Source organism: Amycolatopsis sp. WAC 04197 (assembly GCF_003947475.1).
In the GTDB taxonomy this organism is placed as follows: Bacteria; Actinomycetota; Actinomycetes; order Mycobacteriales; family Pseudonocardiaceae; genus Amycolatopsis; species Amycolatopsis japonica.
The window spans coordinates 89,858-113,651 of record NZ_QHJK01000008.1; the positions used below are offsets into that span (position 1 = coordinate 89,858).

General features: G+C 69.5%; 22 protein-coding genes. 7 read left to right on the forward strand and 15 right to left on the reverse strand.

Annotation, left to right across the window (positions count from 1 at the left end; all coding sequences use genetic code 11):
- Positions 1 to 147 precede the first annotated feature (147 nt).
- Positions 148 to 1,260, forward strand: coding sequence for an erythromycin esterase family protein (locus tag DMC64_RS27500; protein WP_125735880.1), 1,113 nt, complete (start codon positions 148 to 150; stop codon positions 1,258 to 1,260).
- Between the two features lie 175 nt (positions 1,261 to 1,435).
- Here DMC64_RS27500 and DMC64_RS27505 read toward each other — a convergent pair whose 3' ends face one another.
- Positions 1,436 to 4,402 (reverse strand): BTAD domain-containing putative transcriptional regulator, encoded by a 2,967-nt coding sequence (locus tag DMC64_RS27505; protein WP_125735881.1) that lies wholly within the window; start codon positions 4,400 to 4,402, stop codon positions 1,436 to 1,438.
- A gap of 87 nt (positions 4,403 to 4,489) precedes the next feature.
- Positions 4,490 to 5,200 carry a DJ-1/PfpI family protein gene (locus DMC64_RS27510; protein WP_073843713.1) on the reverse strand — a complete coding sequence of 237 codons (711 nt, stop codon included), beginning with the start codon at positions 5,198 to 5,200 and terminating at the stop codon, positions 4,490 to 4,492.
- 99 nt (positions 5,201 to 5,299) lie between these two features.
- Here DMC64_RS27510 and DMC64_RS27515 point away from each other — a divergent pair, with 99 nt between their 5' ends.
- From DMC64_RS27515 to DMC64_RS27525, 3 genes are all read left to right on the forward strand, one after another.
- Positions 5,300 to 6,277: a GlxA family transcriptional regulator gene (locus DMC64_RS27515; RefSeq protein WP_037338900.1), complete on the forward strand. Its 978-nt coding sequence runs from the start codon at positions 5,300 to 5,302 to the stop codon at positions 6,275 to 6,277.
- Positions 6,278 to 6,318: 41 nt separating this feature from the next.
- Positions 6,319 to 7,731 (forward strand): YibE/F family protein, encoded by a 1,413-nt coding sequence (locus DMC64_RS27520; RefSeq protein WP_125735882.1) that lies wholly within the window; start codon positions 6,319 to 6,321, stop codon positions 7,729 to 7,731.
- Positions 7,732 to 7,818: 87 nt separating this feature from the next.
- Positions 7,819 to 8,076, forward strand: coding sequence for a hypothetical protein (locus DMC64_RS27525; RefSeq protein WP_125735883.1), 258 nt, complete (start codon positions 7,819 to 7,821; stop codon positions 8,074 to 8,076).
- Between the two features lie 68 nt (positions 8,077 to 8,144).
- Here DMC64_RS27525 and DMC64_RS27530 read toward each other — a convergent pair whose 3' ends face one another.
- Positions 8,145 to 8,801 (reverse strand): hypothetical protein, encoded by a 657-nt coding sequence (locus DMC64_RS27530; protein WP_043848156.1) that lies wholly within the window; start codon positions 8,799 to 8,801, stop codon positions 8,145 to 8,147.
- Positions 8,801 to 9,409 (reverse strand): MBL fold metallo-hydrolase, encoded by a 609-nt coding sequence (locus tag DMC64_RS27535; protein WP_125735884.1) that lies wholly within the window; start codon positions 9,407 to 9,409, stop codon positions 8,801 to 8,803. The genes DMC64_RS27530 and DMC64_RS27535 overlap by 1 nt, the downstream gene beginning before the upstream one ends.
- Before the next feature lie 156 nt (positions 9,410 to 9,565).
- Here DMC64_RS27535 and DMC64_RS27540 point away from each other — a divergent pair, with 156 nt between their 5' ends.
- Positions 9,566 to 10,423 carry a peptidylprolyl isomerase gene (locus tag DMC64_RS27540; protein ID WP_125735885.1) on the forward strand — a complete coding sequence of 286 codons (858 nt, stop codon included), beginning with the start codon at positions 9,566 to 9,568 and terminating at the stop codon, positions 10,421 to 10,423.
- A 1-nt stretch (position 10,424) separates the two neighbouring features.
- The gene (locus DMC64_RS27545) at positions 10,425 to 11,210 is read left to right on the forward strand and encodes an aminotransferase class IV family protein (RefSeq protein WP_125735886.1); all 786 of its coding nucleotides are present in this window, start codon (positions 10,425 to 10,427) and stop codon (positions 11,208 to 11,210) included.
- Here the strand turns inward: DMC64_RS27545 and DMC64_RS27550 are convergent.
- The 10 genes from DMC64_RS27550 to ruvC all read right to left on the reverse strand — a co-directional run bounded on the left by DMC64_RS27550 (position 11,207) and on the right by ruvC (position 22,590).
- A complete protein-coding gene (locus DMC64_RS27550; RefSeq protein WP_125735887.1) occupies positions 11,207 to 12,658 on the reverse strand; it encodes an amidase in 1,452 nt (483 codons plus the stop codon). The two genes, DMC64_RS27545 and DMC64_RS27550, sit on opposite strands and share 4 nt — an antisense overlap.
- A gap of 175 nt (positions 12,659 to 12,833) precedes the next feature.
- Entirely contained in the window at positions 12,834 to 13,613 is a 780-nt protein-coding gene (locus DMC64_RS27555; protein WP_037338920.1) for an enoyl-CoA hydratase/isomerase family protein, read from the reverse strand.
- 30 nt (positions 13,614 to 13,643) lie between these two features.
- Positions 13,644 to 15,974: a bifunctional (p)ppGpp synthetase/guanosine-3',5'-bis(diphosphate) 3'-pyrophosphohydrolase gene (locus DMC64_RS27560; protein WP_037338923.1), complete on the reverse strand. Its 2,331-nt coding sequence runs from the start codon at positions 15,972 to 15,974 to the stop codon at positions 13,644 to 13,646.
- A gap of 78 nt (positions 15,975 to 16,052) precedes the next feature.
- On the reverse strand, positions 16,053 to 16,571 hold the full coding sequence (locus DMC64_RS27565; RefSeq protein WP_125735888.1) for an adenine phosphoribosyltransferase: 519 nt from the start codon (positions 16,569 to 16,571) through the stop codon (positions 16,053 to 16,055).
- A 108-nt stretch (positions 16,572 to 16,679) separates the two neighbouring features.
- Positions 16,680 to 17,882 carry a protein translocase subunit SecF gene (secF, locus tag DMC64_RS27570; protein ID WP_125735889.1) on the reverse strand — a complete coding sequence of 401 codons (1,203 nt, stop codon included), beginning with the start codon at positions 17,880 to 17,882 and terminating at the stop codon, positions 16,680 to 16,682.
- Positions 17,879 to 19,576, reverse strand: coding sequence for a protein translocase subunit SecD (gene secD, locus DMC64_RS27575; RefSeq protein WP_199755114.1), 1,698 nt, complete (start codon positions 19,574 to 19,576; stop codon positions 17,879 to 17,881). The genes secF and secD overlap by 4 nt, the downstream gene beginning before the upstream one ends.
- A gap of 207 nt (positions 19,577 to 19,783) precedes the next feature.
- Entirely contained in the window at positions 19,784 to 20,182 is a 399-nt protein-coding gene (gene yajC, locus DMC64_RS27580; protein WP_125735890.1) for a preprotein translocase subunit YajC, read from the reverse strand.
- Positions 20,183 to 20,327: 145 nt separating this feature from the next.
- Positions 20,328 to 21,401: a Holliday junction branch migration DNA helicase RuvB gene (gene ruvB, locus DMC64_RS27585; protein ID WP_037338937.1), complete on the reverse strand. Its 1,074-nt coding sequence runs from the start codon at positions 21,399 to 21,401 to the stop codon at positions 20,328 to 20,330.
- 8 nt (positions 21,402 to 21,409) lie between these two features.
- Positions 21,410 to 22,009, reverse strand: a complete 600-nt coding sequence (gene ruvA / locus DMC64_RS27590; protein WP_037338940.1) for a Holliday junction branch migration protein RuvA — start codon at positions 22,007 to 22,009, stop codon at positions 21,410 to 21,412.
- On the reverse strand, positions 22,006 to 22,590 hold the full coding sequence (ruvC, locus tag DMC64_RS27595) for a crossover junction endodeoxyribonuclease RuvC (RefSeq protein WP_125735891.1): 585 nt from the start codon (positions 22,588 to 22,590) through the stop codon (positions 22,006 to 22,008). The genes ruvA and ruvC overlap by 4 nt, the downstream gene beginning before the upstream one ends.
- A gap of 76 nt (positions 22,591 to 22,666) precedes the next feature.
- Here ruvC and DMC64_RS27600 point away from each other — a divergent pair, with 76 nt between their 5' ends.
- Positions 22,667 to 23,113, forward strand: coding sequence for a cupin domain-containing protein (locus tag DMC64_RS27600; protein ID WP_125735892.1), 447 nt, complete (start codon positions 22,667 to 22,669; stop codon positions 23,111 to 23,113).
- A gap of 112 nt (positions 23,114 to 23,225) precedes the next feature.
- On the opposite strand, the gene DMC64_RS27605 is transcribed toward DMC64_RS27600, so the two are convergent.
- Positions 23,226 to 23,756 carry a DUF4262 domain-containing protein gene (locus DMC64_RS27605; protein ID WP_125735893.1) on the reverse strand — a complete coding sequence of 177 codons (531 nt, stop codon included), beginning with the start codon at positions 23,754 to 23,756 and terminating at the stop codon, positions 23,226 to 23,228.
- Between the last annotated feature and the right edge of the window lie 38 nt (positions 23,757 to 23,794).

Below are 23,794 nucleotides of genomic sequence, written 5' to 3' on the forward strand. Positions count from 1 at the left end.
TCTAGCGCAAGGAAGGAGGCCTTCACGTACTTGGGAGGAAGCGAGCCAAGCTCACCACCTGACGTGCGGTTTGAAGCTTTCGCGCGCATCCTGCAGTTCAAGACAACCCAAGTTTCAACCGGAACATCAACGATATGCTTGAATCTCATGAGTCAAGACATCCGAGACTTCGTCACCCCCTCCTGCGACCTGCTGGCCCTGGGCGAACCGACGCACGCGACCCCGGTCTTCGCGGAGATCCGCAACGAACTGTTCGCCCAGCTCGTCGAGCGCGGCTTCCGCTCGATCGCCCTCGAAACCGATCGCGTGGCCGCCCTCGTCGCGAACGACTACGTCCAAGACGGCACCGGAACCCTCGACCTCGCGATGAGCGAGGGCTTCTCACACGTCTTCGGTGGCGTCGAGGCGAACAGGCGACTGATCGCGTGGATGCGCGAGTACAACGAAAACCGGCCTCCCGAGGAGCGCCTTTCGTTCCACGGCTTCGACACCCAGACCGAGAACACGTCCGCGCCCAGCCCACGGCGCTACCTCGAGTACGCCCGCGACTTCCTCGGACTCGACGTGGACATCGCCGGTCCGGCGGGCGACGACGAGCGTTGGAGCCGCACGGAAGCCGTCATGGACGCGGCTTCCTCGCCCGGCGCCACGGCCGATGCCTACCGCCTCCGCGCGATCGCGGCCGATCTGCTCACCGCGCTTCGCTCCCGGAAGCCGGGATCGGACGCGTGGTCGCGCGCGGAGATCCATCTCATGGCGGGGATCGACCTGCTGCGTTACCACCGGCAATGCGCCGAGCCTCTCGAACCGCACGAGCGCTACGCGCCCCTCGTCGCGGCCAGGGACGCCTTCATGGCGCGGAACCTGCTGGACATCCGCGCCGCCGAAGCGGGTCGCGGCCGGACGCTGGTCTTCGCCCACAATCTCCATCTGCGGCGCCAGGCGAGCACGATGCGGGTCGCCGACACCGAGACCAGCTGGTTCCCCGCCGGCGCACTGGTGGCGCCGCTGCTCGGCGATCGCTACACGTTCGTCGCGACCAGCCTCGGCGCAAGCGAGGACATCGCGCTCGCGGAGCCGGAGCCCGACACCTACGAGGGGTTCCTGCAGAAGCACGTCACCACGGCGTGGGGGCTGCTCCCCGCCTCCGACGTCCCGCCCGCGAGTGTCCGGACCGATCCCACCCCTCGGCAGGGTTACTTCCCGCTCGACCAAGGGATGCTGAACGACGCGGACGCGATCCTGCACGTCCGCGGTTAACTTGCGAACCGGGTGACGCCTCCTGCCCTCTGAAGGCGTCACCCGGCCACGAGCACGCGCCGCCACCCCCAGTTCCGCGAATTCGGGGCGGCGCGAAGTCCGCTCACATGAGCAGCAGTCAACACACCGGCGCCATAACTTCGCCAAACGCCGTGGCCGTGGACCCTCCGCCGGGCTAGGCCGGAGTCACCCCGAAGCGGATCTTCGTCAAGGCTTCACGAGCCCGATCCCGCTGGCGTCCGCTCTCGTCGACGGCGGAAAGGCCCTGGAGGGCACGTAGTTCCCACACGGGGAATCCCAGTTCCCGGAACAGGCCAGCCGCGGTTCGGAGCCCTTCGGCGGCTTCGGTCGCGATCCCTTCGTCGGCCCGTAGACGTCCGAAGCTGAGCAGGGCATATCCGCCGCCTCGGCGGTCTCCGAGCTCGCGGAAAGTACTCATCGCCAGGCTCAGGTGCTCGGCGGCACGGCCGTGTTCACCCGCCAGGCGCAAGGACTCGCCGAAGCTTCGATGCGTGTAGGCGGCGGCGTGCCGATGCCCGACGTCCTCGAACAGCTCCAGCGACCGCGAAAGGCATCGTTCGCTCTCCCCCGCGTCGCCGGTTTTGGCGTGGAGGTCACCGAGGCTCCGGAGGACGTGCGCCTCCCAGTGACGTTCACGCGAACTGCGGGTGCCGATCAGGGCGCTCGTCAGCAGCGCGCCGGCCTCGTCCAGGCGGCCGTTCCGTCGCAGGACGTCGGCGTACCGCTTGGCGGACCTGTCGTGCTGGTGCCCGTCTTCGCAATGGAGCGAAAGCAGCAGGCTCGCGTCGAAGCATTCCTTCGCCCGGCGGAAGTCGCCGAGGTCGTCCCACAGCGAGCCGAACTGCGCCGACGCCATCGCCTGTCCGGCGAGGTCACCGCAGTCCCGCAACAGGTCCAGCGCCTCCCGCAGCGCGTGGACCGCCGCGCCTGCCCGGCCGGAATCCGCGTCGACGTCGGCGAGCGCGATGAGCGCCGCCCCGGTGCCCGGCTGATCACCCACGGAGCGGAATCTGTTCTCCGCCAACGAGAAACAGGTCCTCGCCCGGGCCAGATCCCCCGCGTCGGCGTGGGCGTGCCCAAGCTTGAGCAGCTTCTCCGCCTCCGCGGGGACATCGAGCCGATCACGGACGATGCCGAAGCCGAGCCAGGCGGAGGAACCGCCTTTCCGGGGGCCGACGAGATCGCTGTAGGCGTCGGCCAACCGCATGGCCAGCTCGGTCCAGCCATGGTTCTTCGCGGTGCGGACGGCGAGCGCGAGGTTCGCGGTTTCCGCGACCCGCCAGCCGATCGGGTCGGCCGCGACGCGGTCCGCGACCGCGGCCGGGACGTCCGCGCGCCGTGCGGGCGGGTACTCGGCGCCGAGCGCGGCGGAAGCGTGTTCGGCCACCGCCGCCATCACCGTCAGCCCGCGTTTGAGGGCTCCGGGATCCGGCGGTTCCCGGAGCGCGAGCCGGGTCAGCCCCGGCAGCCGGTACCGGAGGAACCCCGCCTGATCCGGTTCGGCATGGAGCAGGTGGTCGTCCACGAGTCCGTCGAGCAGTTCCGCCGCCTCGCGCGACGGACGGCCCAGCATGGCCGTCGCGAACCAGTCGGCGATCTCGGTCGCACCCGGAAAACCGAGCAGGCGCAGGCAATTCCGTTGGCGCGCCGACAGCTCGGCGAGCGCTTCGGCGAGCACCGGGCGGACGGCCAGGTCACCGGCGGCGAGTTCGTCGAGACGCAGCCGCTCGTTCTCCAGGCGGGTCGCGAACTCGGCGATACTCAGCCGAGGCCGCTGCAGCAGTTTCGTCCCCGCCGCCCGCACCGCCAGTGGAAGACCGTCACAACAGGCCAGCACCCGGCGGACGGCGTCGGGTTCGGCGGCCGTCCGGGCCTCACCGGCGATCTCGCCGAGCAGCATCCGCGCGTCCTCGTAGGACATCGCCCCGACCTCGACCGGCCTGGCGCCGGCGAGACCGGCCAGCCGCCGCCGTGTCGTGACGATCGTCGCGCAGCCGGGACCACTCGGCAGCAACGGCCGCACCTCGGCTTCGGACCGGGCGTTCTCGAGGATCACCAACAGCCGCCGGTCGGCGGAATGGCTCTGCCACAACGAGAGCAGCCCGGCCCGGTCCGCGGGGAGTTCCGTTTCCGCAAGCCCGAGCGCGCGAAGGAACCCGGCGAGCACGTCACCGGGTTCCCGCAGATCGGCGACGAGCTGGCCGTCCGGGAACCGCTTGCGCACCCGCCACGCGGCTTGGACGGCCAGCGCGCTCTTCCCCGCTCCCGCCGCCCCGTGCAGCACGATCGGCGCCGAAGACCGCACCGCACGTGCGACTTCCGTCAGCTCTGCCGCCCTGCCGGTGAAATCCGGCGTCGCGGCAGGCAGACGGCACGGCGCGCCGCCCGCCGACCAGCCGGTTCCGGAAATCCGGCGGTGGACCGCGAGCAGGTCGTCCCCCGGTGAGACTCCGGCGTGTTCCCACAGCGCCTGGCGGCAGCGGTCGAGGACGGCCAGCGCCGCGTCCCGCCGCCCGAGACCGTGCAGCGCCTCGGCCAGCCACCCGGCGAGCCGCTCGTCGCCGGGCCGGGCGGCCAGCTCCGGTCCGAGCCGGTCCGCGACCGACTTGTGGTCACCGGCGGCCAGTTCCAGCTCCACGAGCTTGCCCAGCACCGAACAACGCCGGTCTTCGAGCCACAACCGGTGCGCCTCCACCAGCAGACCGACCGGCACGTCGGCGAAAGCACGGCCACGCCACAACCCCAGCGCCCGTTCGAGCAGCGCCTTGCGTTCGTCACCGGTCGCGCTCGCGGCCGCGGCCGTCAGCTCCGAGAAACCGGCGACGTCCAGTTCGCCGTCCGCCACCGTCAGCCGGTAGCCGCTCCGGCCGGATCGCAGCCGTTGCCGTTCATCATCCACCGGTATCCCAGGTGACAACGCCTTGCGCAGCTTGGAAACCGCCATCTGCACGACCGCCGCCGCACTCGACGGCGGTCCCTGCGGCCAGAGTTCGTCCACCAGGGTGTCCCGGTGGACGAACTCGTTCGGCCGGGTCAGGAGCACCGCGAGTACCCGACGGGGCTGAGCCGCCGACGGCAGCGGGACCGAGGCCGCGAGCGGGCCGAGCACCTTGAACTCCACGAACCACCTATCACCTGGACGGATGACCCGAATGTAACCCGGTGCTGTCCCCCAGATGTTGCTTTCTCACCCGGATGGCCGTCCCCCTTACTTCCCGGTGTGCGCGAGGAGCCTGTCCCGCAACGCGGGTTCGTCCGCGAGCGCCTCGTTCAGCGTGTGCTCCAGCAAGGGCTTGAGGTCCCCATACGGACGCTTCGACCAGTCCAGCGGCCCCTGCGGCGGCTCCGGGTCGTACTCGATGACGAACTGGATCGTCCTGGCGATCTCGGCGCCGACGAGCCGCTCGACCAGGTGCAGCGCGAGGTCGATCCCCGCCGACACCCCGGCGGCGGTGATCACGTTCCCGTCCTCGACCCAGCGCTCCGCGACCGGTTCCGCGCCGAACGCGCCCAGCAGTTCCCGGAACATCCAGTGCGTCGCGGCCTTTCGCCCCTTCAACAGCCCGGCCTGCCCCAGCAGCAGCGATCCCGTGCACACCGAGGTCACGAGCTCGGCGTTCGCCGCGGCGCCACGCAGATATCCCACCAGTTTCTCGTCGGCGAGCGCCTTCAGCGTCGGCGCGGCGCCACCGGGCACGAGCAGCGCGTACGGCGACGGGACCTCGTCGTAGGTGTGGGTCGCCACGAGTTTCAACGGGTTGTCGGTGGTGACCGGGTCCTTCGTCTCGCCGACCACGACCGTCCGGTATTCCTGCGCCGTGCTCGCCATCCCCTCCAGCACGGTCAGCGGCCCGACCATGTCGAGCGGGGTCATCCCCGGGTACACCACGAACGCGATGGTCTTCTTGTCGTCTGTCATGGGGACAACGGTGTCGAAGCGGCGGGCCCGCGGTGGCCCGGATGTCCGGATTCCTGCGAACAACGTCCGACGGCCGGGCACTACTGGTAGCGTTCGATCATGCCGGGTTCACCCAGACGAGTGTTGATCGTCGGCTACAGCAACGCCGAGTTGCTCGACATCGCCGGTCCGTCGGACGTACTGGACGCCGCGACCAAACTCGGCGGCAAGCCGGGGTACGAGATCATGCTCGCCAGCGTCGACGGACGCGGCATCCGCTGCGAGTCCGGGCTGACCCTGCAGGCACAGCATCGGCTCGACCAGATCACCGGCGGGCTGGACACGCTGATCGTCGCGGGCGGCACCGGACACGAGGCCGCAGCCGCGGACGCGCGGTTCGTCACCCACGTCCGCAGGCTCGCGCAGCAGAGCCGCCGTGTCGCCTCGGTGTGCACCGGCGCCACCGTGCTCGCCGCGTGCGGACTGCTCAACGGCCGCCGCGCCACCACCCACTGGCGGTTCGCGAACCGGCTCGCGACGAACTATCCGCAGGTGAACGTCGACCCGGTGCCGCTGTACGTGCGCGACGGCAACGTCTACACGGCGGCGGGGGTCACCAGCGGGATCGACCTGACCCTCGCGTTCGTCGAGGAGGATCACGGCCCGAGTGTCGCCAGGGAGGTCGCCCGCATGCTCGTGACCTATCTGCAACGGCCGGGCAACCAGGCGCAGGTGAGCATGTTCCTGTCCGGTCCGCCGCCGGAGAACCGGCTGGTCCGCGACATCACGGCGTACGTCGCCGAACACCTCGCCGGTGATCTCGGCACCGCCGTCCTCGCCGAGCGGGCCGGGATCAGCACCCGGCAGCTCACCAGGTTGTTCGACGCGCACCTGAGCACCACGCCCAGCAGGTACGTGCGCGCCGCGAGAACCGAGAACGCGGCGAAACTGTTGTGCGGCACCGAACTTCCGCTGTCCTCGATCGCGAGGCGATGCGGTTTCGGCTCGACCGAGACGCTTCGCCAAGCCTTCCTCGACCACTTCGACACCCCGCCTTCGGCGTATCGCCGTGTCCACCTTCGGCAGGCATTCGGCTAGGCCGAGTGCGGCACCTGGCGCGCACTGTGGAGGATGTGCGGGTGAACCGCCGCGACATCTCCGACGACGACACCGGCCCGATTCGCCGGGTAACGGACACCCCGTCCGATCGTTCGCCCGGAACGTCCCGTTCGCCGCGCCGGACGCCGCCGCCCGAGGGCACGCGGCGCCCACGCCCACCGGCCCAGCGGCCGCGACCGGCGGAACCGGGCAGACGTCGCGCCGCCGAACCGAAGCCCGAACCCGAGCCGGTCGGCCACGGGCACTCGCACGGTCACGGACCGGCGGCGCCCGCGTCGCGCCGGGTCCGGCTGCTGCTGATGTGGCTGCTGATCCCACTCGCCGTCGCGACCGTCGCCGGGATGGTCTTCCTCTATCCGTGGGGCAAGGATCCGGCGAAAAGCGTCTTCCCGCAGGGGACTCCGGTGAACGCGACGGTCACCGGGACGATCACCGGACCGTGCCTCGCCGAAGGACAGGTGCAGGTCGGCGAACCGCCACCGGACGCGAAGCCGTGCCTCACCAGCGAGCTCACGATGACCGACGGTCCCGCGTCCGGAAAGCCGTTGAAGCTCACGCTGCCCATCGAGCCGAGCACGCCGCGGTTCGCCGCGGGCGACGAGGTGGTGCTGTCCTACAACGGCGGCGACGTCGCGAACCCCGCGTCCTTCCAGATCGTCGACTTCCAGCGTGGTACGCCGCTGCTGCTGCTCGCCGGGTTGTTCGCGCTCGCGGTGATCGTCCTCGGGCGGTGGCAAGGGGTCGCCGCGCTGATCGCGCTCGGGCTGAGCTTCCTGGTGCTGGCGCTCTTCGTGCTGCCTTCGATCCTCGCCGGCGAAAGTCCGCTGCTGGTGGCGATCGCGGGTGCGGGCGCGATCATGTTCGTCGCGCTGTACCTGACGCACGGGCTGTCCGCGAGAACCTCGGTGGCGGTGCTGGGCACCCTGGTGAGCCTGGTCCTGATCGGCGTCCTGTCGGCGATCTTCTCGGCCGCGGCGTCGCTGACCGGACTCGACGACAGCACGTCCCAGCTGATCGGTTCGCTCGGGCACGGGATCGACGCGCGGGGGCTGCTGCTGGCGGGTGTCGTGATCGGCGCGCTCGGTGTGCTCGACGACGTCACGGTGACGCAGACGAGCGCGGTGTGGGAACTCCGGCGGGCGAACCCGGCGCTCGGGTGGCGTGAGCTGTACGGCGCCGGCCTGCGAATCGGGCGCGATCACGTCGGCTCGGCGGTCAACACGCTCGTGATGGCGTACGCGGGCGCCGCGCTGCCGGTGCTGCTGTACACGTCGCTCTCCGGGGTCGGGCTCGGCTCGATCCTCGGCGCGGAGAACATCGCCCAGGAGATCGTGCGGACGCTGGCCGGAAGCGTCGGCATCGTCGCGGCGGTCCCGGTCACCACCGTCCTGGCCGCGCTGATCGCCTCGCGGGAGCCCCAAGAGTCCCTGTAGCAACAAGCGCCCCAAAGCGCGCGCCCACCACGCGATCACGGGCCGGAGTCGGGTACGAAGAGGCCGCACCCGAGGTTCGGAGGGGCCATGTTCGCCGTGTTCGCCGTCCCGAGACAACTGACCGCGGTCGCGCGGCGTGTGCTCGTCTCGACGCTCGAAGCCGTCGAGGCGGTCCCCAAGATCGCCGCCGCGCTCGACGACGTCCGGGCGACGCTCAAGCACTCGGAGCGGCTGGCGACGTTCGCCGCGGGCGAGTTGCCGGAGATCGTCTACCAGCTGGAGGAGATCAAGGCCCGGCTGGAGAAACTGGAGACCTCGGGCACCCGGCCGGATCGTGTGTCATGAAAGGGCCGTTCAGGACGGAAAATGTCCTGAACGGCCCTTTCATGACACACGGCGCGCTCTCGCCCGGCTCAGTCCAGGGTCGCCACGAAACGGCTGACCGCCTCCATCGTGAACCGCTGGATGTACTTCCCCGCGGGCGCCGCCGAGGCCAGCCGGTAGAGCGGCCGCTCCGCCGCCGCGTCGCCGCGCGCCTCCGATTTCAGTTGCGCCACCAGCAGTTCCGAGAACACGAGACCGTTCGCGTCGGTGTTGTTCAGCAGGGCGTTCGCCAGTTTGCGCAGCTGCAGGATGCCCAGTTCCCTGCCACCCGCGCCCGAGTAGACGGCCAGATCGACCTTCGCGACCTTGCGGCGCTTGCCCGCGTTCACCAGCAGGCTGACCGTCCGGGTCCCGCGCACGTCGCTGATCACGAGGTCGATGCGCTCGGCCGCGGTCAGCTCGATCCGCCGCACGCCCCACGTCCGCACGATGAGCGTGTCGCCTTCGAGCCACACCCGGCGGCGCAGGTTGTAGAACATGACGTACAGCAGCGGCAGCGCGATCACCCCGGCGACCACGAGCCCGGCGATCTCACCGCCGATCAGCCCGGCGATCCCGCCGAACGCGGCCGCGAAGATCACGACACCGGCGACGCTGGAGCAGCCGCGCTTGCGGCGGAGCTTGGGGTCGTCGTGGAACAGCGGGAGACGTTCGGGGGTCTCCGGGGTCCCGGTGGGCTCGGTCATCACGCGCCCGCCCCGGCCAGGAACGGGTTCCCGGCCCGCTCGCGGCCGATCGTGGTGGCCGGACCGTGGCCCGGAAGGACGACGGTGTCGTCGGGCAGCGTCATCACCTTGGCGCCGAGGGAACGCACGAGCTCACCGCCGTCACCGGAAGACCGGCCGATCGAACCGGCGAACAGGCTGTCCCCGGTGAGCACGATCCGCCCGCCTTCGGCCGCGGTCAGCCCGAAGACCACCGAACCGGCGGTGTGACCCGGTGTGCCGGACACCGTGATCTCCAGCCCGGCCAGCCGCAGCGGGCCATCGACGAGTGGCACGATGCCGTCCTTCCGTTGACCGGCGTCCTGGCCGAGCAGTGGCCGGTCCGCCTCGTGCAGATAGAGAGGTATCCCGTGGCGCGCGCCGACCTCGCCCGCCGAAGCGACGTGATCGGGGTGGCCGTGGGTGGCGAGCATCGCGACCGGCGTCAGACCGTGCTCGGTGAGCGCGGCCTCCAGCGGCTCGGCGGCTTCCTCGCCGGGATCGACGATCACGCACTCGCCCCCGCCGTCCGGGGCGAGCAGGTAGCAGTTGGCTTCGAGGGGGCCTGCCGGAAAACCGACAACCAGCACGAAACGCCTCCTCAGATCTTCCGCCGAACAGGTGACAGGATGGCCCTGATCACGATCAAGTAAGCCTAGCGGCCCCTGTACGGGGGCCTCACAGGCTGTGCCAATAGACTCCCGCTACCTCAGACGTGTGACATCGAGTGGAAACCGGGAGGGCGGGTGCCGACCAACCAGCAGCGCCGCGAAGCCGCGAAGCGCAAGCTCGAGCGACAGATCGTGCGACGGGCCGAGAAGGCCAAGCGGCGCAGGATCGTCGGCTCGGTGGCGGTCGTCGGCGTCGTCGCCATCGTGGCGGGCGCGGTGTGGTGGATCGTCAGCAGTAACAGTGGTGACGATGCCGCCTCCGACGCTTCCCCGAGCTCGGCTCCTCCGACCCCCGAGGTCACCATTCCCACGGAGCGCGCTCCGATGCCGAAGCGGCCGACGCCGCTGGCGAACCCGGTGGCTTGCGACTACAAGGACGACGCCAGCAAGCAGGCCTCGAAGAAGGTGAACAAGCCGGAAGGCAAGGACGTTTCTTCGAACGGCACGGTGAACGTCGTGCTGAAGAGCACCGCGGGCGACATCCCGCTGACGCTGGACCGGGCGCTCGCCCCGTGCGCGGTGCAGAGCTTCATCAGCCTTTCCCAGCAGGGCTACTTCAACGACACCAAGTGCCACCGGCTCGGCACCAGCGGCCTGCAGATGCTGCAGTGCGGTGACCCCGAGGCCACCGGCATGGGCGGCCCGGGCTACACGATGCCGGACGAGGCGTTCAAGGAGATCAAGTACGGCCGCGGCATCCTCGCGATGGCGAAGACGCAGCAGCCGAACTCCGGCGGAAGCCAGTTCTTCATGGTCTACGGCGAGGCCGAACTGCCCGCGGACTACTCGGTCTTCGGCAGCATCTCCGACGAGGGCCTGAAGGTGCTCGACAAGGTCGCCAAGGCGGGCGCGAACGCGCAGGCGGGCAACGGCGACGGCACCGGCCCGCCCAACACCGAGGTCAAGTTCACCGGCGTCACGGTCAACGCCTGACGTGAAGCTGGAGATCAACGGCGCGCCCGCCCGGTCGGAAGACCTGGCGGGCGCGTTCGGTTACGGCCATTTCACCGCGATGCAGGTCCGCGACGGCAAGGTCCGCGGCCTGGACGTCCATCTTCGCCGCCTCGTGACGAGCACGCGGCGCATGTTCGGCAGCGACCTCGACACCGACGCGGTACGCGCGTATGTGCGGCAGGCGATCCAGGGTGAGGACGCGCTGTCGGTGCGGGTGCTGATCTTCTCCCGCGCGATGGACTGGTCCGATCCCGGCACGCCCGCGGCACCGGACGTCCTCGTCCGGACCGGGCCGCCTCAGGAGCACGAGATGAAGCCGCTCCGCCTGCGGTCGGTGCGGTACGAACGGGTGCTTCCGGAGGTCAAGCACGTCGGCACGTTCGGACTCCTCCACCACATGCGTGAAGCGAAGCTGGCGGGCTACGACGACGCGTTGTTCATCGACTACGACGGCCGGGTCAGCGAAGCGTCGATCTGGAACGTCGGGTTCCTCGACGGCGGCACGGTGGTCTGGCCGCAGGCCCCGGTGCTCGAAGGCATCACCCAGCAGCTCGTGCGACGCGGCTTGGAGCGGAACGGGATCCCGCAGGAGATCCGCGACGTCCGCCCCGCAGACCTTCCGGGGTTCGACGCCATGTTCCTGACCAATTCGGAGTCGGTCGGCTGGCCGGTGGCGTCGGTGGACGACGTCGAGCTGTCGTACGCTCCGGAAACGAGCCGGATCCTCGCCGAAGCGTACGACAGCAATCCCTGGGACGAGATCTAGCTCGGCGCCTGGAAGCCGCCGAGCGTCTGCTCGAGCAGTTCGGCCAGCCGCAGCGGGGTGCGGTCCTCGAACGCCGGACCGATGAGCTGCACTCCCACCGGAAGCCCCTCGGCGGACCGGCCGGTCGGCACCGCGGTGGCGGGCAGACCGGGCATGGTCGCCACGCCCGCCCAGACGAGCTGGTCGAAGTACGGATACCCCACACCGTCGATGTCCAGCTTGCGTCCCAGCAGATCGGGATCGTGATCATGCGGGAACGCGGGGGTCGGCGTGATCGGGCAGACCACCGCGTCGAACTCGGCGAACAGCTGCCGCCAGCCGTGACGGTGCCGTTCGCGGTGGTCGTACACCGCCAGCCAGTCGCGGTGGGTGAACACCATGGCGCGTAGCCGCGCCGCGTCGAGACTCCGGTCGTCCGCGCTCAGCCCGGCCGCGTTGGCCTGCAGTTGCTCGTACGCCTCGACGGGGAAACGCGCGACCGTGCTCGAGAACAGCAGTTGCGTGTAGAGCGTCGCGGACTCGGTCAGATCGGGGAACAACGGGCTGTGCCGTTCGACGCGGGCGCCGCCGTCGACCAGCGCGTCCGCGACCCGGTTCACGCCGGCCCGCACAGCGGCCCCGGTCGGGATGAGCGGATGGTCCTCGATCACCAAGACCCGGAAGTCTGCGAGCCGCTCATGGCGCGCGGGCGGCAGCTTCACCTCGTACGCCATCCCGTGTGTCAACGGGTCCGGTCCGGCCATGACGTCGAGTAGGAGCGTGAGGTCGCGGGCGGTACGCGCCATCGGTCCGGCGACGGCCAGGTCGAGGTCGACCGGCAAGGCGGGCGCCGGCGGCGGGACCATGCCGCGGGTCGCCGCGAGCCCGACCGTCGGCTTGTGCGCGTAGATCCCGCAGAAATGCGCGGGGGTGCGCAACGAGCCGGCGAGGTCGGAGCCGATGGACAGCGCACCGAAGCCGGACGCCAGCGCCGCCGCCGACCCGCCGGACGACCCGCCCGAGGTGCGATCGTGATCCCACGGGTTGTTCGTGGTGCCGTAGAACTCGTTGAACGTCTGGATGTCCTGCAGCCCCAACGGCACGTTGGTCTTCCCGAGCACCACCGCCCCGGCGGCCTTGAGCCTCGACACCTGCACCGCGTCCTCGGCGGGCATGAAGTCCTGGTGTTGCGGCATTCCCCAGGTCGTGGGCAGGCCGGTCATGTTGAAGGACTCTTTGACCGTCACCGGGATCCCGAGCAGCGGCCGGTCCTCGCCGCGGGCGCGCGCCTGGTCGGCATCACGCGCGGCGGCCCGCGCCCGGTCGAAGTCCGGCACGCAGATCGCGTTGATCGCCTTGTCGTCCTGTTCGATCCGGGCGATCGCCTCGTCGGTCAGCTCCGCCGACGTCACCTCACCGGCACGCAAAGCGGTCGTGAGCTCTTCGGCCGATTGAAATTTCCACTCCATGAAACGACCATAAACACCTCTGGCTCAAGCCATAAAAAACTTTTTCGCGCAACAACGCGAACGACCTGCGGAGGCACAGAAGGTGTCATACCACAAGGGTTTCCGGGGCGGGAATCGAGGCAGGAATGGTGCCACCGCGACTGTCCACACGGAACACCGCGATGCAGCGCGAGCCTCAGCGATAAGTGAACTTCGGCGGCCGCCGCGCCAGAAACGCCGCCACCCCTTCGGCATAGTCCTCGCCATGCAGCGCACCGAGCCGGATCTCGTCCACTTCGGCGTCGGATTCCTGTTGCCCCGCCACGATCTTCTCGATGATCCGGTTCATCCCGCGCACCGAGGCCTGCGAACGCGAAGCCAGCGTCTCGACGAACTTCGCCGTCGAGGCTTCCAGTTCGTCCGCCGGGAAGACGTCGTTGAGCAGCCCGATCTCCCGTGCCCGCCGCGCGTCGACGAGCTCGCCCGAGAGCAGGAAGTACTTCGCGTTCGCGGCGCCGACCAGTGAAACGAGCTGCCGTGTCGAGTCGAAGTGGTAGACGATCCCGAGCTTCGCCGGCGTGATACCGAAGCGCGAGCCCTCCGCCGCGAACCGGAAGTCGCAGGCGACCGAGATCTGGCATCCGCCGCCGATGCAGTTGCCCTGGATCATCGCGACCGTCGGCTTCCGCGACGCCGTCAGCGCAGCCACGGCACCGTCGACGGCCTTGTCGTAGGTCTCGGCCGCGTCGGCGGTCGACCGCAGGTCCCGGAACTCGCTGATGTCCGCGCCCGCCGAGAAATGCGCGCCCGCGCCGGTCAGCACGAGAACCTTGATCGCCGGGTCCGCCTCCACCCGCGCCACCACGTCCGGGATCGCCGACCACATCCCGTAGGTGATCGCGTTCATCTTCTCCGGCCTGGTGAACGTCAGCCGTGCGACCTCGCCGTCGCGAGTGAATTCGAACCCGTCAGTCATCCTCGGACTCTAGCCGGGCCCCACCGGCGGTCACGAAGCCGAAGTGACCCGATACACGTCGTAAACGCCTTCGACACCCCGGACCACCTTCAGCACATGTCCGAGGTGCTTCGGGTCGCCCATCTCGAACGAGAACCGGCTGACCGCGACCCGGTCGCGCGACGTGGTCACCGACGCGGACAGGATGTTGACCTTCTCGTCCGCGAGCACCTTGGTGACATCGGAGAGCAGGCGGTGCCGGTCCAGCGCCTCGACCTGGATCGCGACGAGGAACACCGAAGACGCCGACGGCGCCCATTCGACCTCGACCAGCCTCTCGGGCTGGGCCCGCAGATCGTCGGCGTTGGTGCAGTCGGTCCGGTGGACGCTGACACCACCGCCGCGCGTGACGAAACCGAGGATCTCGTCACCCGGCACCGGCGTGCAGCAGCGGGCGAGTTTGGCCCAGATGTCGCTGGCGCCCTTCACCACGACGCCGACGTCGTTCGAGCCGCGGCGGCGGGTGACGGTGGACGGGGTCGCGCGCTCGGCGAGCTCCTCCTCCGCCTCGTCGACGCCGCCGATGAGCGCGACCAGCCGCTGCACGACGTGCTTCGCGCTGGTGTGCCCCTCGCCGACGGCCGCGTACAGCGAGCTGATGTCCGGGTGCCGCAGTTCGGTGGCGACCGCGCCCATCGACTCGGCGGAGACCAGCCGCTGGATCGGAAGGCCGACCTTGCGGACCTCCTTGGTGATGGCCTCCTTGCCACCCTCGATCGCCTCGTCACGGCGTTCCTTGGCGAACCACTGCCGGATCTTCGCGCGCGCCTTGGGCGAACCGGCGAACTGCAGCCAGTCGCGGCTCGGGCCCGCCGTCTCGGCCTTCGAGGTGAAGATCTCGATGACCTCGCCGTTCTCCAGCTTGCGCTCGAGCGCGACGAGCCTGCCGTTGACACGGGCCCCGATGCACCGGTGGCCGACCTCGGTGTGCACGGCGTAGGCGAAGTCCACCGGCGTCGAATCGACCGGCAGCGTGATCACGTCGCCCTTGGGCGTGAACACGAAGATCTCGCGCGACGCGAGTTCGTAGCGCAGCGACTCCAGGAAGTCGCCCGGGTCCGCCGCTTCCCGCTGCCAGTCGAGGAGCTGGCGCATCCACGCCATCTCGTCGACGTCCATGGCGTTCCCGTTGTGGGTGCCCTTGGTCTCCTTGTACCGCCAGTGCGCGGCGATGCCGTACTCGGCGGTGCGGTGCATCTCGTAGGTACGGATCTGGACTTCGAGCGGTTTGCCGTCCGGACCGATCACGGTGGTGTGCAGCGACTGGTACACACCGAAACGAGGCTGCGCGATGTAGTCCTTGAACCGGCCGGGGACCGGCTGCCACAGTGCGTGGACGACACCCATCGCGGCGTAGCAGTCACGGACGTCCTCGACCAGGATCCGCACGCCCACCAGGTCGTGGATGTCGTCGAGGTCGCGGCCACGGACGATCATCTTCTGGTGGATCGAGTAGTAGTGCTTCGGGCGGCCCTCGACCTTGGCGGTGATCCGCGAGCCTTCGAGGTGACTGGTCAGATCCGTGATCACCGACCGCAGGTACGTGTCGCGCGAAGGCGCGCGATCGGCGACCAGGCGGACGATCTCGTCGTACTTCTTCGGCTGCAGGATGGCGAAGGCCAGGTCCTCCAGCTCCCATTTGACCGTCGCCATGCCGAGCCGGTGCGCCAGCGGGGCGAGGACCTCCAGGGTCTCGCGCGCCTTGCGGGCCTGCTTCTCCGGCGGCAGGAAGCGCATCGTGCGCATGTTGTGCAGCCGGTCGGCCAGCTTGATGACCAGCACCCGCGGGTCGCGCGCCATCGCGATGACCATCTTGCGGATGGTCTCGGCCTCGGCGGCCGTGCCGAGTTTGACCTTGTCCAGTTTGGTGACGCCGTCGACGAGCTCGCCGACCTTCTCACCGAAGTCGGCCTTCAGGCTCTCCAGCGAATAGCCGGTGTCTTCGACGGTGTCGTGCAGCAGCGCCGCGACCAGCGTCGTGGTGTCCATGCCGAGTTCGGCGAGGATGGTCGCGACGGCGAGCGGATGCGTGATGTACGGGTCGCCGGATTTGCGCCGCTGCTCGCGGTGCAGCTCTTCGGCGACGTCGTACGCGCGCTGGAGCTGCGCGAGGTCCGCGTTGGGATGCAGCTCGCGGTGGATGACGGCGAGCGGTTCGAGAACCTGCTTGACCGGCGCGGCGCGCTGCGCGGTGATGCGGCGGGCGAGACGGGCGCGCACGCGGCGCGTCGCGGACGGTGTCGGCGCCGCCCCCTGTCGCGCCGCACCGTTCTGCTCGGTGCCGTCCTTCGAGGACACCGCGGCATCGAGCTCTTGGCTCACCCGCACCTCCTGCGCTTCGTGCGGCCTTCGGACATCAAGGGTAACCGCTCCCCCTCGCGGCTCACTTGGTGCGCCCGGTCAACACACCCGGAGGGCCTCCACACGACGCCCCTCGAGCACGGAACGACCGCCGAGCGCGCCGAGTTCCATGACCACCGAAACGCCCGTGACCTGCGCCTTCGCGTCTTCCAGCAGTTTGCAGGTCGCCGCGACCGTGCCACCGGTGGCGAGCACGTCGTCGAGGATCGCGACACGCTGGCCGGGCTCGACGACGCCTTCGGGCAGTTCGACGGTCGCGGTGCCGTACTCCAGCGTGTAACCGACCCTGCCCGCGACGCGGGGCAGCTTGCCCGGCTTGCGGATCAGCGCGACACCGAGGCCGCGGGCGTAGCCGACGGCGGCGGCCAGCAGGAATCCGCGCGCCTCCACCCCGGCCAGCAGATCGACCTCGGGGTCGACGGTGGCGGCCAGTCCGTCGGTGACGGCCTTGAAACCCGCCGCGTCGGCGAACAGCGGACTCAGGTCCCGGAACAGCACGCCGGGTTCCGGGAAGTCCGGTACGTCGGCGATGAGGTCGAGTGCCTTGGCCAGCTCCATGTACTTCCTGCTCTCCAGTCGTGCTTCCGGGTCCCTGAACGCTAGGAAAGGTCCTTTCATTGCAAATTTTGCAATGAAAGGACCTTTCCTAGCGTTCGACGGCCGGGATTACCTCTTGCGCTTACCCGACGGACGGCCCTTGTGGGCCTTCTGGTTCCGCGCGGGAACACTCGCCGCCGCGGCGTACGCCTTCTCCTTGCGGAGCTCGGCGGCCAGCGCGTCCTCGTCGTTCGGGTCGAAGTCGTCGTCGCGCTCGGCGGCCGTGCGAGCCTGGTTCGCGCGCCGCGCGGCGACCCGGTCGGCCTGCTGACGGAACTTCGGGTCACGCATCTTCAGGTCCACCAGCAGCGGGGTGGCCAGCGCGACCGAGGACAGCACGCCGACCAGGGTGCCGGTGAGCTGCACCAGCGCGAGGTCCTGCAGCGTGCCCGAACCGAGCAGGATGTACCCGACGACGAGCAGACCGAGAATCGGCAGCATCGCGATCAGCGCCGTGTTGAACGACCGCATCAGCGTCTGGTTCAGCGCCAGGTTGGCGGCCTCGCCGAAGGTGCGGCGGGTGAGCCCGAGCAGGCCACGCGTGTTCTCGCGGACCTTGTCGAACACCACCACCGTGTCGTACAGCGAGAACCCGAGGATCGTCAGCAGACCGATCACCGTCGCCGGCGTGACCTCGAAGCCGATCAGCGAGTACACACCCGCCGTCACCACGATGTCGTGCAGGAGTGAGATCAGCGCCGCGGCGGCCATCCTGGTGTCGAAGTACAACGCCAGGAACAGCGTGACCGCCAGGAGGAACACCCCGAGCGCGATCAACGCCTGCCGCGAGATCTCCCCGCCCCAGGACGCGCTGACCGCGCTGTCACTGATGGCCTGGACACTCGGCTGCCCGTTGGACCCGATGGGGCCGAGGTCGCGGAACAGCGCTTCCTTGATCTTGGCGACCTCGGCGGCGTCCAGGGTGTCCGAACGGAGCTGGATGGTCGACGAAGCGCCGCTGCCGACCTTCTGCGCCTCGTCGGCGGGACGGCCGAGCGCCTCGGAGAAGACGTCCTTGGCCTGCTGCTCGCTGATCTGCCCGTTCTTGCCGTTGGCGGGCAGCTGGATCTGGGTGCCGCCTTCGAAGTCGATCCCGAAGTTGAAGCCCTTGATCCCCATCGACGCGATGCAGACCAGCACCAGCGCGCCGAAGAAGATGTACCAGCGCTTGCGCTTGCCGACCACGTCGAACGCGCCCGTGCCCACGTAGAGGCGGCGGAAGATGCTGTCGCGCTTGCCCGCGGTGGTGGTGTTTTCGTCGACCACGGTCACGCCTCCTTGACGTTCGGGCGGCCGGCGGCCGGACGGGCCGCCTTGCGCTCCGAGCCCACCTGCTGGACGGCACCGAGGCCGAGGTTCTTGGGGTTGGACAGGAACTTCGACTTCGAGCGCGAGACCATCGCGACCAGCGGGTGGGTCACGAGATAGACCACGACGAGGTCGAGGACCGTCGACATGCCGAGCGTGAACGCGAAGCCCTTGACCTCACCGACGGCCAGCCAGTACAGGATGGCCGCGGCGAGGAAGCTGACCGCGTCCGACGCCAGAATCGTGCGCTGGGCACGAGACCAGCCTCGCGGCACCGCGGAGCGGAACGTCCTGCCTTCCCGGATCTCGTCCTTCAACCGTTCGAAGTAGATGACGAACGAGTCGGCGGTGATACCGATCGCGATGATCAGGCCCGCCACGCCGGCGAGGTCGAGGGTGTACCCGATCCACCGCCCCAGCAGCACCAGTACCGCGTAGACCAGTGAGAACGACAAGGCGAGCGACAAGATCGTCAGCACGCCGAGCAACCGGTAATAGAACAAGCAGTAGATGAACACGATCAGGAGGCCGAGACCACCGGCGATCAGGCCCGCCTGCAGCGACGCGAGACCCAGCGTCGCGGACACCGTCGTCGCGTCCGAGGACTCGAACGACAGCGGCAGCGAGCCGTACTTCAGCACGTCCGCCAGGTCCTTCGCCTCGGACTGGCTGAACCGGCCGGTGATCTGGGTCTGACCGCCCAGGATCGCGGACTGGATGGTCGGCGCGGAGACGACCTGCGTGTCGAGAACGAACGCCGCCTGCTTCTGGACGTTCTTAGAGGTGAAGTCGCCCCAGATCCGGGAACCCTCACCCTTGAAGTTCAGGTTGACGACCCACTGCGAGTTCTGCGTGTCGTAACCCGAGGAGGCGTCGGAGATCTCCGTCCCGGGGAGGAACTCCGGCTCCAGCAGGTACTTCATGGTGTTCTTGTCACCGCAGGCGACCAGCGGCTTGTCGGTGAGGTCGTTGCCGACCAGCGGGTCCGACACCTTGGGGTCGCAGTTGAGGGCCGCGAAGGCCTTCTCGGCGGCCGCGGCCTGCTTCGCCTGGTCCGTCGAAAGAAGATCGGGGTTCTGCCGGAGGTTCCGGGCGTTCTCGATCTCCTTCTTCGTCTGCTCGTCGGAGTCCGCGCCCGGCTGCTGCTGCGGCGCGCCGGCGGCGCCACCGCCACCGTTGGCCGGGCTGGTCGGCGGGGCGCTCACACCCGGCGAGGACGGCGGCGCCGAAGACGGCGTGCCGGAGGCGGGCGGGGCCGTCGGCTGCTGGACCGGGGTCACCGGCTGCGACGTCACGACCTTCCGGAAGCCCAGCTTCGCGGTCTTGCCCAGGGTCTTGGCCTGGTCTCCCTGTTCACCGGGGACGGTGATGACGACGTTGCTGCCGTCGAGGACGACCTCGGTACCGCTGACGCCGATACCGTTGACCCGGCGCTCGATGATCGAGCGGGCCTGTTCGAGGGACTCTCGCGGAGGGTCGCCGCCGTCGGGGTTTCGGGCGGACAGGGTGACCCTCGTGCCGCCTTGCAGATCGATGCCGAGTTTCGGCGTCGGCTTGCCGCTACCGGTGAAGAACACCAGGGCGTACAGCGCGACCACGATCAGGGCGAAGAAGGCGAGATAGCGTCCCGGGCGGAGATGCCCGGCCGGTGCGGCCACTGTGCTTCGGTCTCCTCGGACGGACTGGGTTTTTCCCCAATGGACTTGGCTGTTCACTCATCCGGACGGGAGCCCGGCGGTACCGCGAACGAGCACGACTATGACGACGGACACGCACGCAGCACCGAGACACTACTCGGTGCTGCGTGAGCCCGGCGTTGGCCCCGCACCTACGAAAGTCTGGTGTCGGGGATGGCCTTACAACCGCTACTTCTTGCCGTGCTCCAGCGGAGGAGCGATCTGCGCGCCCGACTTCTCCTCGACGCGCTCGTCGTCCTTCGACTCGACGACCGGCGCCTCGACGACCTCGTCGGTGTCAGTGGCGTCTTCGTCCGTCTCGACGACCGGCTCGACCTTCTCGCGGACGGCCTGGCGCAGCCAGGTGGTCACGACGCCCTCGGCGATCTCGAGGTCGATCGTGGTGTCGGCGGAAGCGTCGGCGACAGTCGCGTAGAGACCGGAGGTGGTCATCACCCGGTCACCGGGAGCCAGGCTCGAGAGCAGCTCCTGCTGCGCTGCCGCCGCCTTCTTCTGCTTACGGGTGCCCATGACGAGCGGAATCGCCACAACGAGCATCAGGAGCAGCGGCAGCAATAACTGGTTCATGATTCTCCATTTCGAGCGGACGCCGCGCGGTGCGCTGTTTTGTCCGGTTTGGCGGGGTGTGCTCTCCCCGAGTGTGCCAGGTGCCAGCGGAAACTCCACCACCACCCGTCGTCACCACGGGCCTCGAACCGCGTGAACGGTCCGTTCAGTCCTGGTCGAACAGGTTCGGGCCGCCCTGATCGCCGCGCGTGGCACCGGCCGGGGCCGGCAGGCCGAGGTGTTCCCACGCGGCCGCTGTGGCGACCCGGCCGCGAGGAGTGCGGGCGAGCATACCGGCGCGGACCAGGTAAGGCTCACACACCTCTTCGACGGTGGTCGGTTCTTCCCCCACCGCGACGGCCAGCGTCGACACGCCGACCGGGCCGCCGCCGAAGGAGCGGACCAGCGCGGTCAGCACCGCGCGGTCGAGCCGGTCGAGGCCGAGTTCGTCGACGTCGTAGACCTCCAGCGCGGCACGCGCGATCTTGCGCGTGACCTTGCCGTCCGCCCGGACCTCGGCGTAGTCGCGCACCCGGCGCAGCAGCCGGTTCGCGATCCGGGGTGTGCCGCGGGACCGGCGGGCGATCTCCGCGCAGCCGTCCCGGTCGATCTCGATGTCGAGGATCGTGGCGGCGCGGCGGGCGACGAGTTCCAGTTCGGCGTCGCTGTAGAACTCCATCTGGCCGGTGAAGCCGAACCGGTCGCGCAGCGGACCGGTCAGCGAACCGGACCGCGTCGTGGCCCCGACCAGCGTGAACGGCGCGATCTCCAGCGGGATGCTGGTGGCGCCGGGACCCTTGCCGACGACGACGTCGACGCGGAAGTCCTCCATCGCGAGGTACAGCATCTCCTCGGCGGGGCGGGCGATGCGGTGGATCTCGTCGATGAACAGGACGTCGCCGGGCGCCAGGTTGGACAGCATCGCGGCCAGATCGCCCGCGCGTTCCAGCGCGGGCCCGGAGGTGATGCGGATGGCGGCGTTGAGTTCGGCGGCGACGATCATCGCCATACTCGTCTTGCCCAGTCCCGGCGGGCCCGAGAGCAGGACGTGGTCCGGCGGGACACCCCGGCGCCGCGCGCTTTCCAGGACGAGTTCGAGCTGTTCACGCACCCGCGGCTGGCCGACGAACTCGTCGAGCTTGCGCGGGCGCAGCGTGGTCTCGACCTCGCGTTCGCCCGTCTGCGGCAGCGCCGAGAGCGTCTCGTCGGTTTCGAACTCCGTCACGGCCTCATAGTCCATGTGGCCGGTTACCGCTTACGCCCGAGGGTGGCCAACGCGGCGCGCAGCACGGACGACGTCGTGTGGCCGTCGCCCTCGCCGAGCACCTTGTCGACGGCCTGTTCGGCCTGTTTGGCCGGGAAGCCGAGGCCCGCGAGCGCCTCGACGACCTCACCCCGCAGCGCGCCGGGCGCGACGACCGACGGCGAACCGTCGGTCGGGCCCGCGAGCGCGGTGACCTTGTCGCGCAGTTCGAGCGTGAGCCGCTCGGCGCCCTTGCGGCCGATGCCGGGCACCTGGGTGAGCACGGTGATGTTGCCTTCGACCAGCGCGGAGCGCAGCTTGTCGGGATCGAGGACGGCGAGGGTCGCCAGCGCGAGCCGCGGTCCGATCCCGGAGACCGTCTGCAGCAGACCGAACAGTTCGCGGGCGTCCGCGTCGGCGAAACCGAACAGCGTCAAGGAATCCTCACGGACCACGAGCGCGGTGTGCAGCATCGCCTGCTCTCCGCGGCGAAGCGTCGCGAGGGTGGCGGGGGTGGCCTGCACGGCGAAGCCCACTCCCCCGACCTCGATCACGACGTGGTCGAGACCGATGGAGAGGATTTCACCGCGTACCGAGGAGATCATCGAGCCGCTCCTTGCGCTTTCGCTTCTTTGGCCGCGGCGGCGAGCCTGGCCTTGTGGTTCTTGGCGATCTCGGCCGCCCTGGCCTCGGCTTCGGCGAGCCGGACCCGCATCGGCTCGCGCCACAGGTGGCAGATGGCGAGGGCGAGCGCGTCCGCGGCGTCCGCCGGATGCGGTTTGACCTCGAGGCCGAGCAGCCGCATGACCATACCGGTGACCTGTGCCTTGTCCGCCCGGCCGGAGCCGGTGACGGCGGCCTTGACCTCGCTCGGGGTGTGGAACACGACCGGCAGCCCGCGCCGGGCCGCGGCGAGCGCGACGACGCCGCCCGCCTGCGCGGTGCCCATCGCGGTGCGCACGTTGTGCTGCGCGAAAACCCGCTCCACGGCGACGGCCTCGGGTTTGTAGCGATCCATCCAGCGCTCGACCGCGTCGGAGATCCCCAGCAGGCGCACGGCGAGATCGGCGTCCGCCGGGGTCCGCACGACGTCGACGGCCACCGGGCGGACGGTGCGGCCCGTGCCGCCGTCGACCACCCCGAGCCCGCACCTGGTCAGACCGGGGTCGACCCCGAGTACCCGCACGCGTTTTCCTCCGCTCCGGCGAACATCAGTTCGAGATCCGAGGCTACCCGGAGCAGGGTCCGGGCAAGATGAGGACATGCCGAGTCCCGACGAGTTCACCGCCCATCTTGGTCTTCAGCCGTTGCCCGTGGAGGGCGGCCGCTGGGCGCAGAGCTGGCGCGACGAAACCGCGTCCGCGATCTACTACCTGCTCGCGCCGCCGGAAACCTCGGCGCCGCACCGGCTGGACCGCCTGGAGATCTACGCCCACCACGCCGGCGCGCCGGTGCGGATGCTGCTGTTGTTCCCCGACGGCCGGGTTTCGCGGCCGGTGCTGGGACCCGACGTCGCGGCCGGCCAACGTCCGCAGGTGGTGGTGCCCGCCGGGGTCTGGCAGGCGTCGGTGAGTACCGGTGAGTGGAGCCTGGTCGGGACCGTGGTCGTGCCGCCTTATACGGACGACAGCGTCGAGTTCCGGTCGGCGACCGCGTTGGCCGCCGAGTGGCCCGACGCGACGGAAGACCTGGCGCCCTGGCTCCGATGACCCCCGCATTTAGTCCTCTGAATGCGTCGACGCAGGTGCCCCGAACGCTAGGAACGGTCCTTTCCTTGCGAAATTTGCAAGGAAAGGACCGTTCCTAGCGTTCGGCTGCGGTTCAGGGGCCGTCGACGCCCGGTGTCCAGCTCTCCGGGTCACCGGATTCGGTCAGTACCGGCTGATACCGCGCGAAGCCCTCGGGCGCGTCCGGATGCCACGGAAAATGCCCGTCCGGCGTGGCGACGATCAACTGCAGCGCCGGGAAGTCCCCGTCCGGGTAGATCAGGAACGCGCTCCCGAAGTACTCGGGATAGTGCCCCTTCGCGACCCGTTCGAAGACCACCGGCGCGCCCTCGAAGAAATCGTCGTAGCGCTTGCCGACCTCGAAGATCTCCCCGGCGGCCGCACGGTCGACGTAGGCGTCGAGAAGGACCGGCCCCATGTGCTCGGGCAGTCCGATCACGACCGCTTCCGCGACGTTGTGCAACGCCCAGGCGCACGCGGTGAAGCAGAAGTTCGCTTCCTCCTCGTCGCCTTCGACCGCGATGACCGCGTTCCCTCTCGCCTTCGCCTGCGCCTCGATCCACTGGATGAGTTCGGTTTCTTCGGCGGTGAGGGCATCGGCTTCGGAGGTCGTCACGCGCGACATTGTGCCCCACGCGAGCGCCCGCACCTAGTCCCGGGACC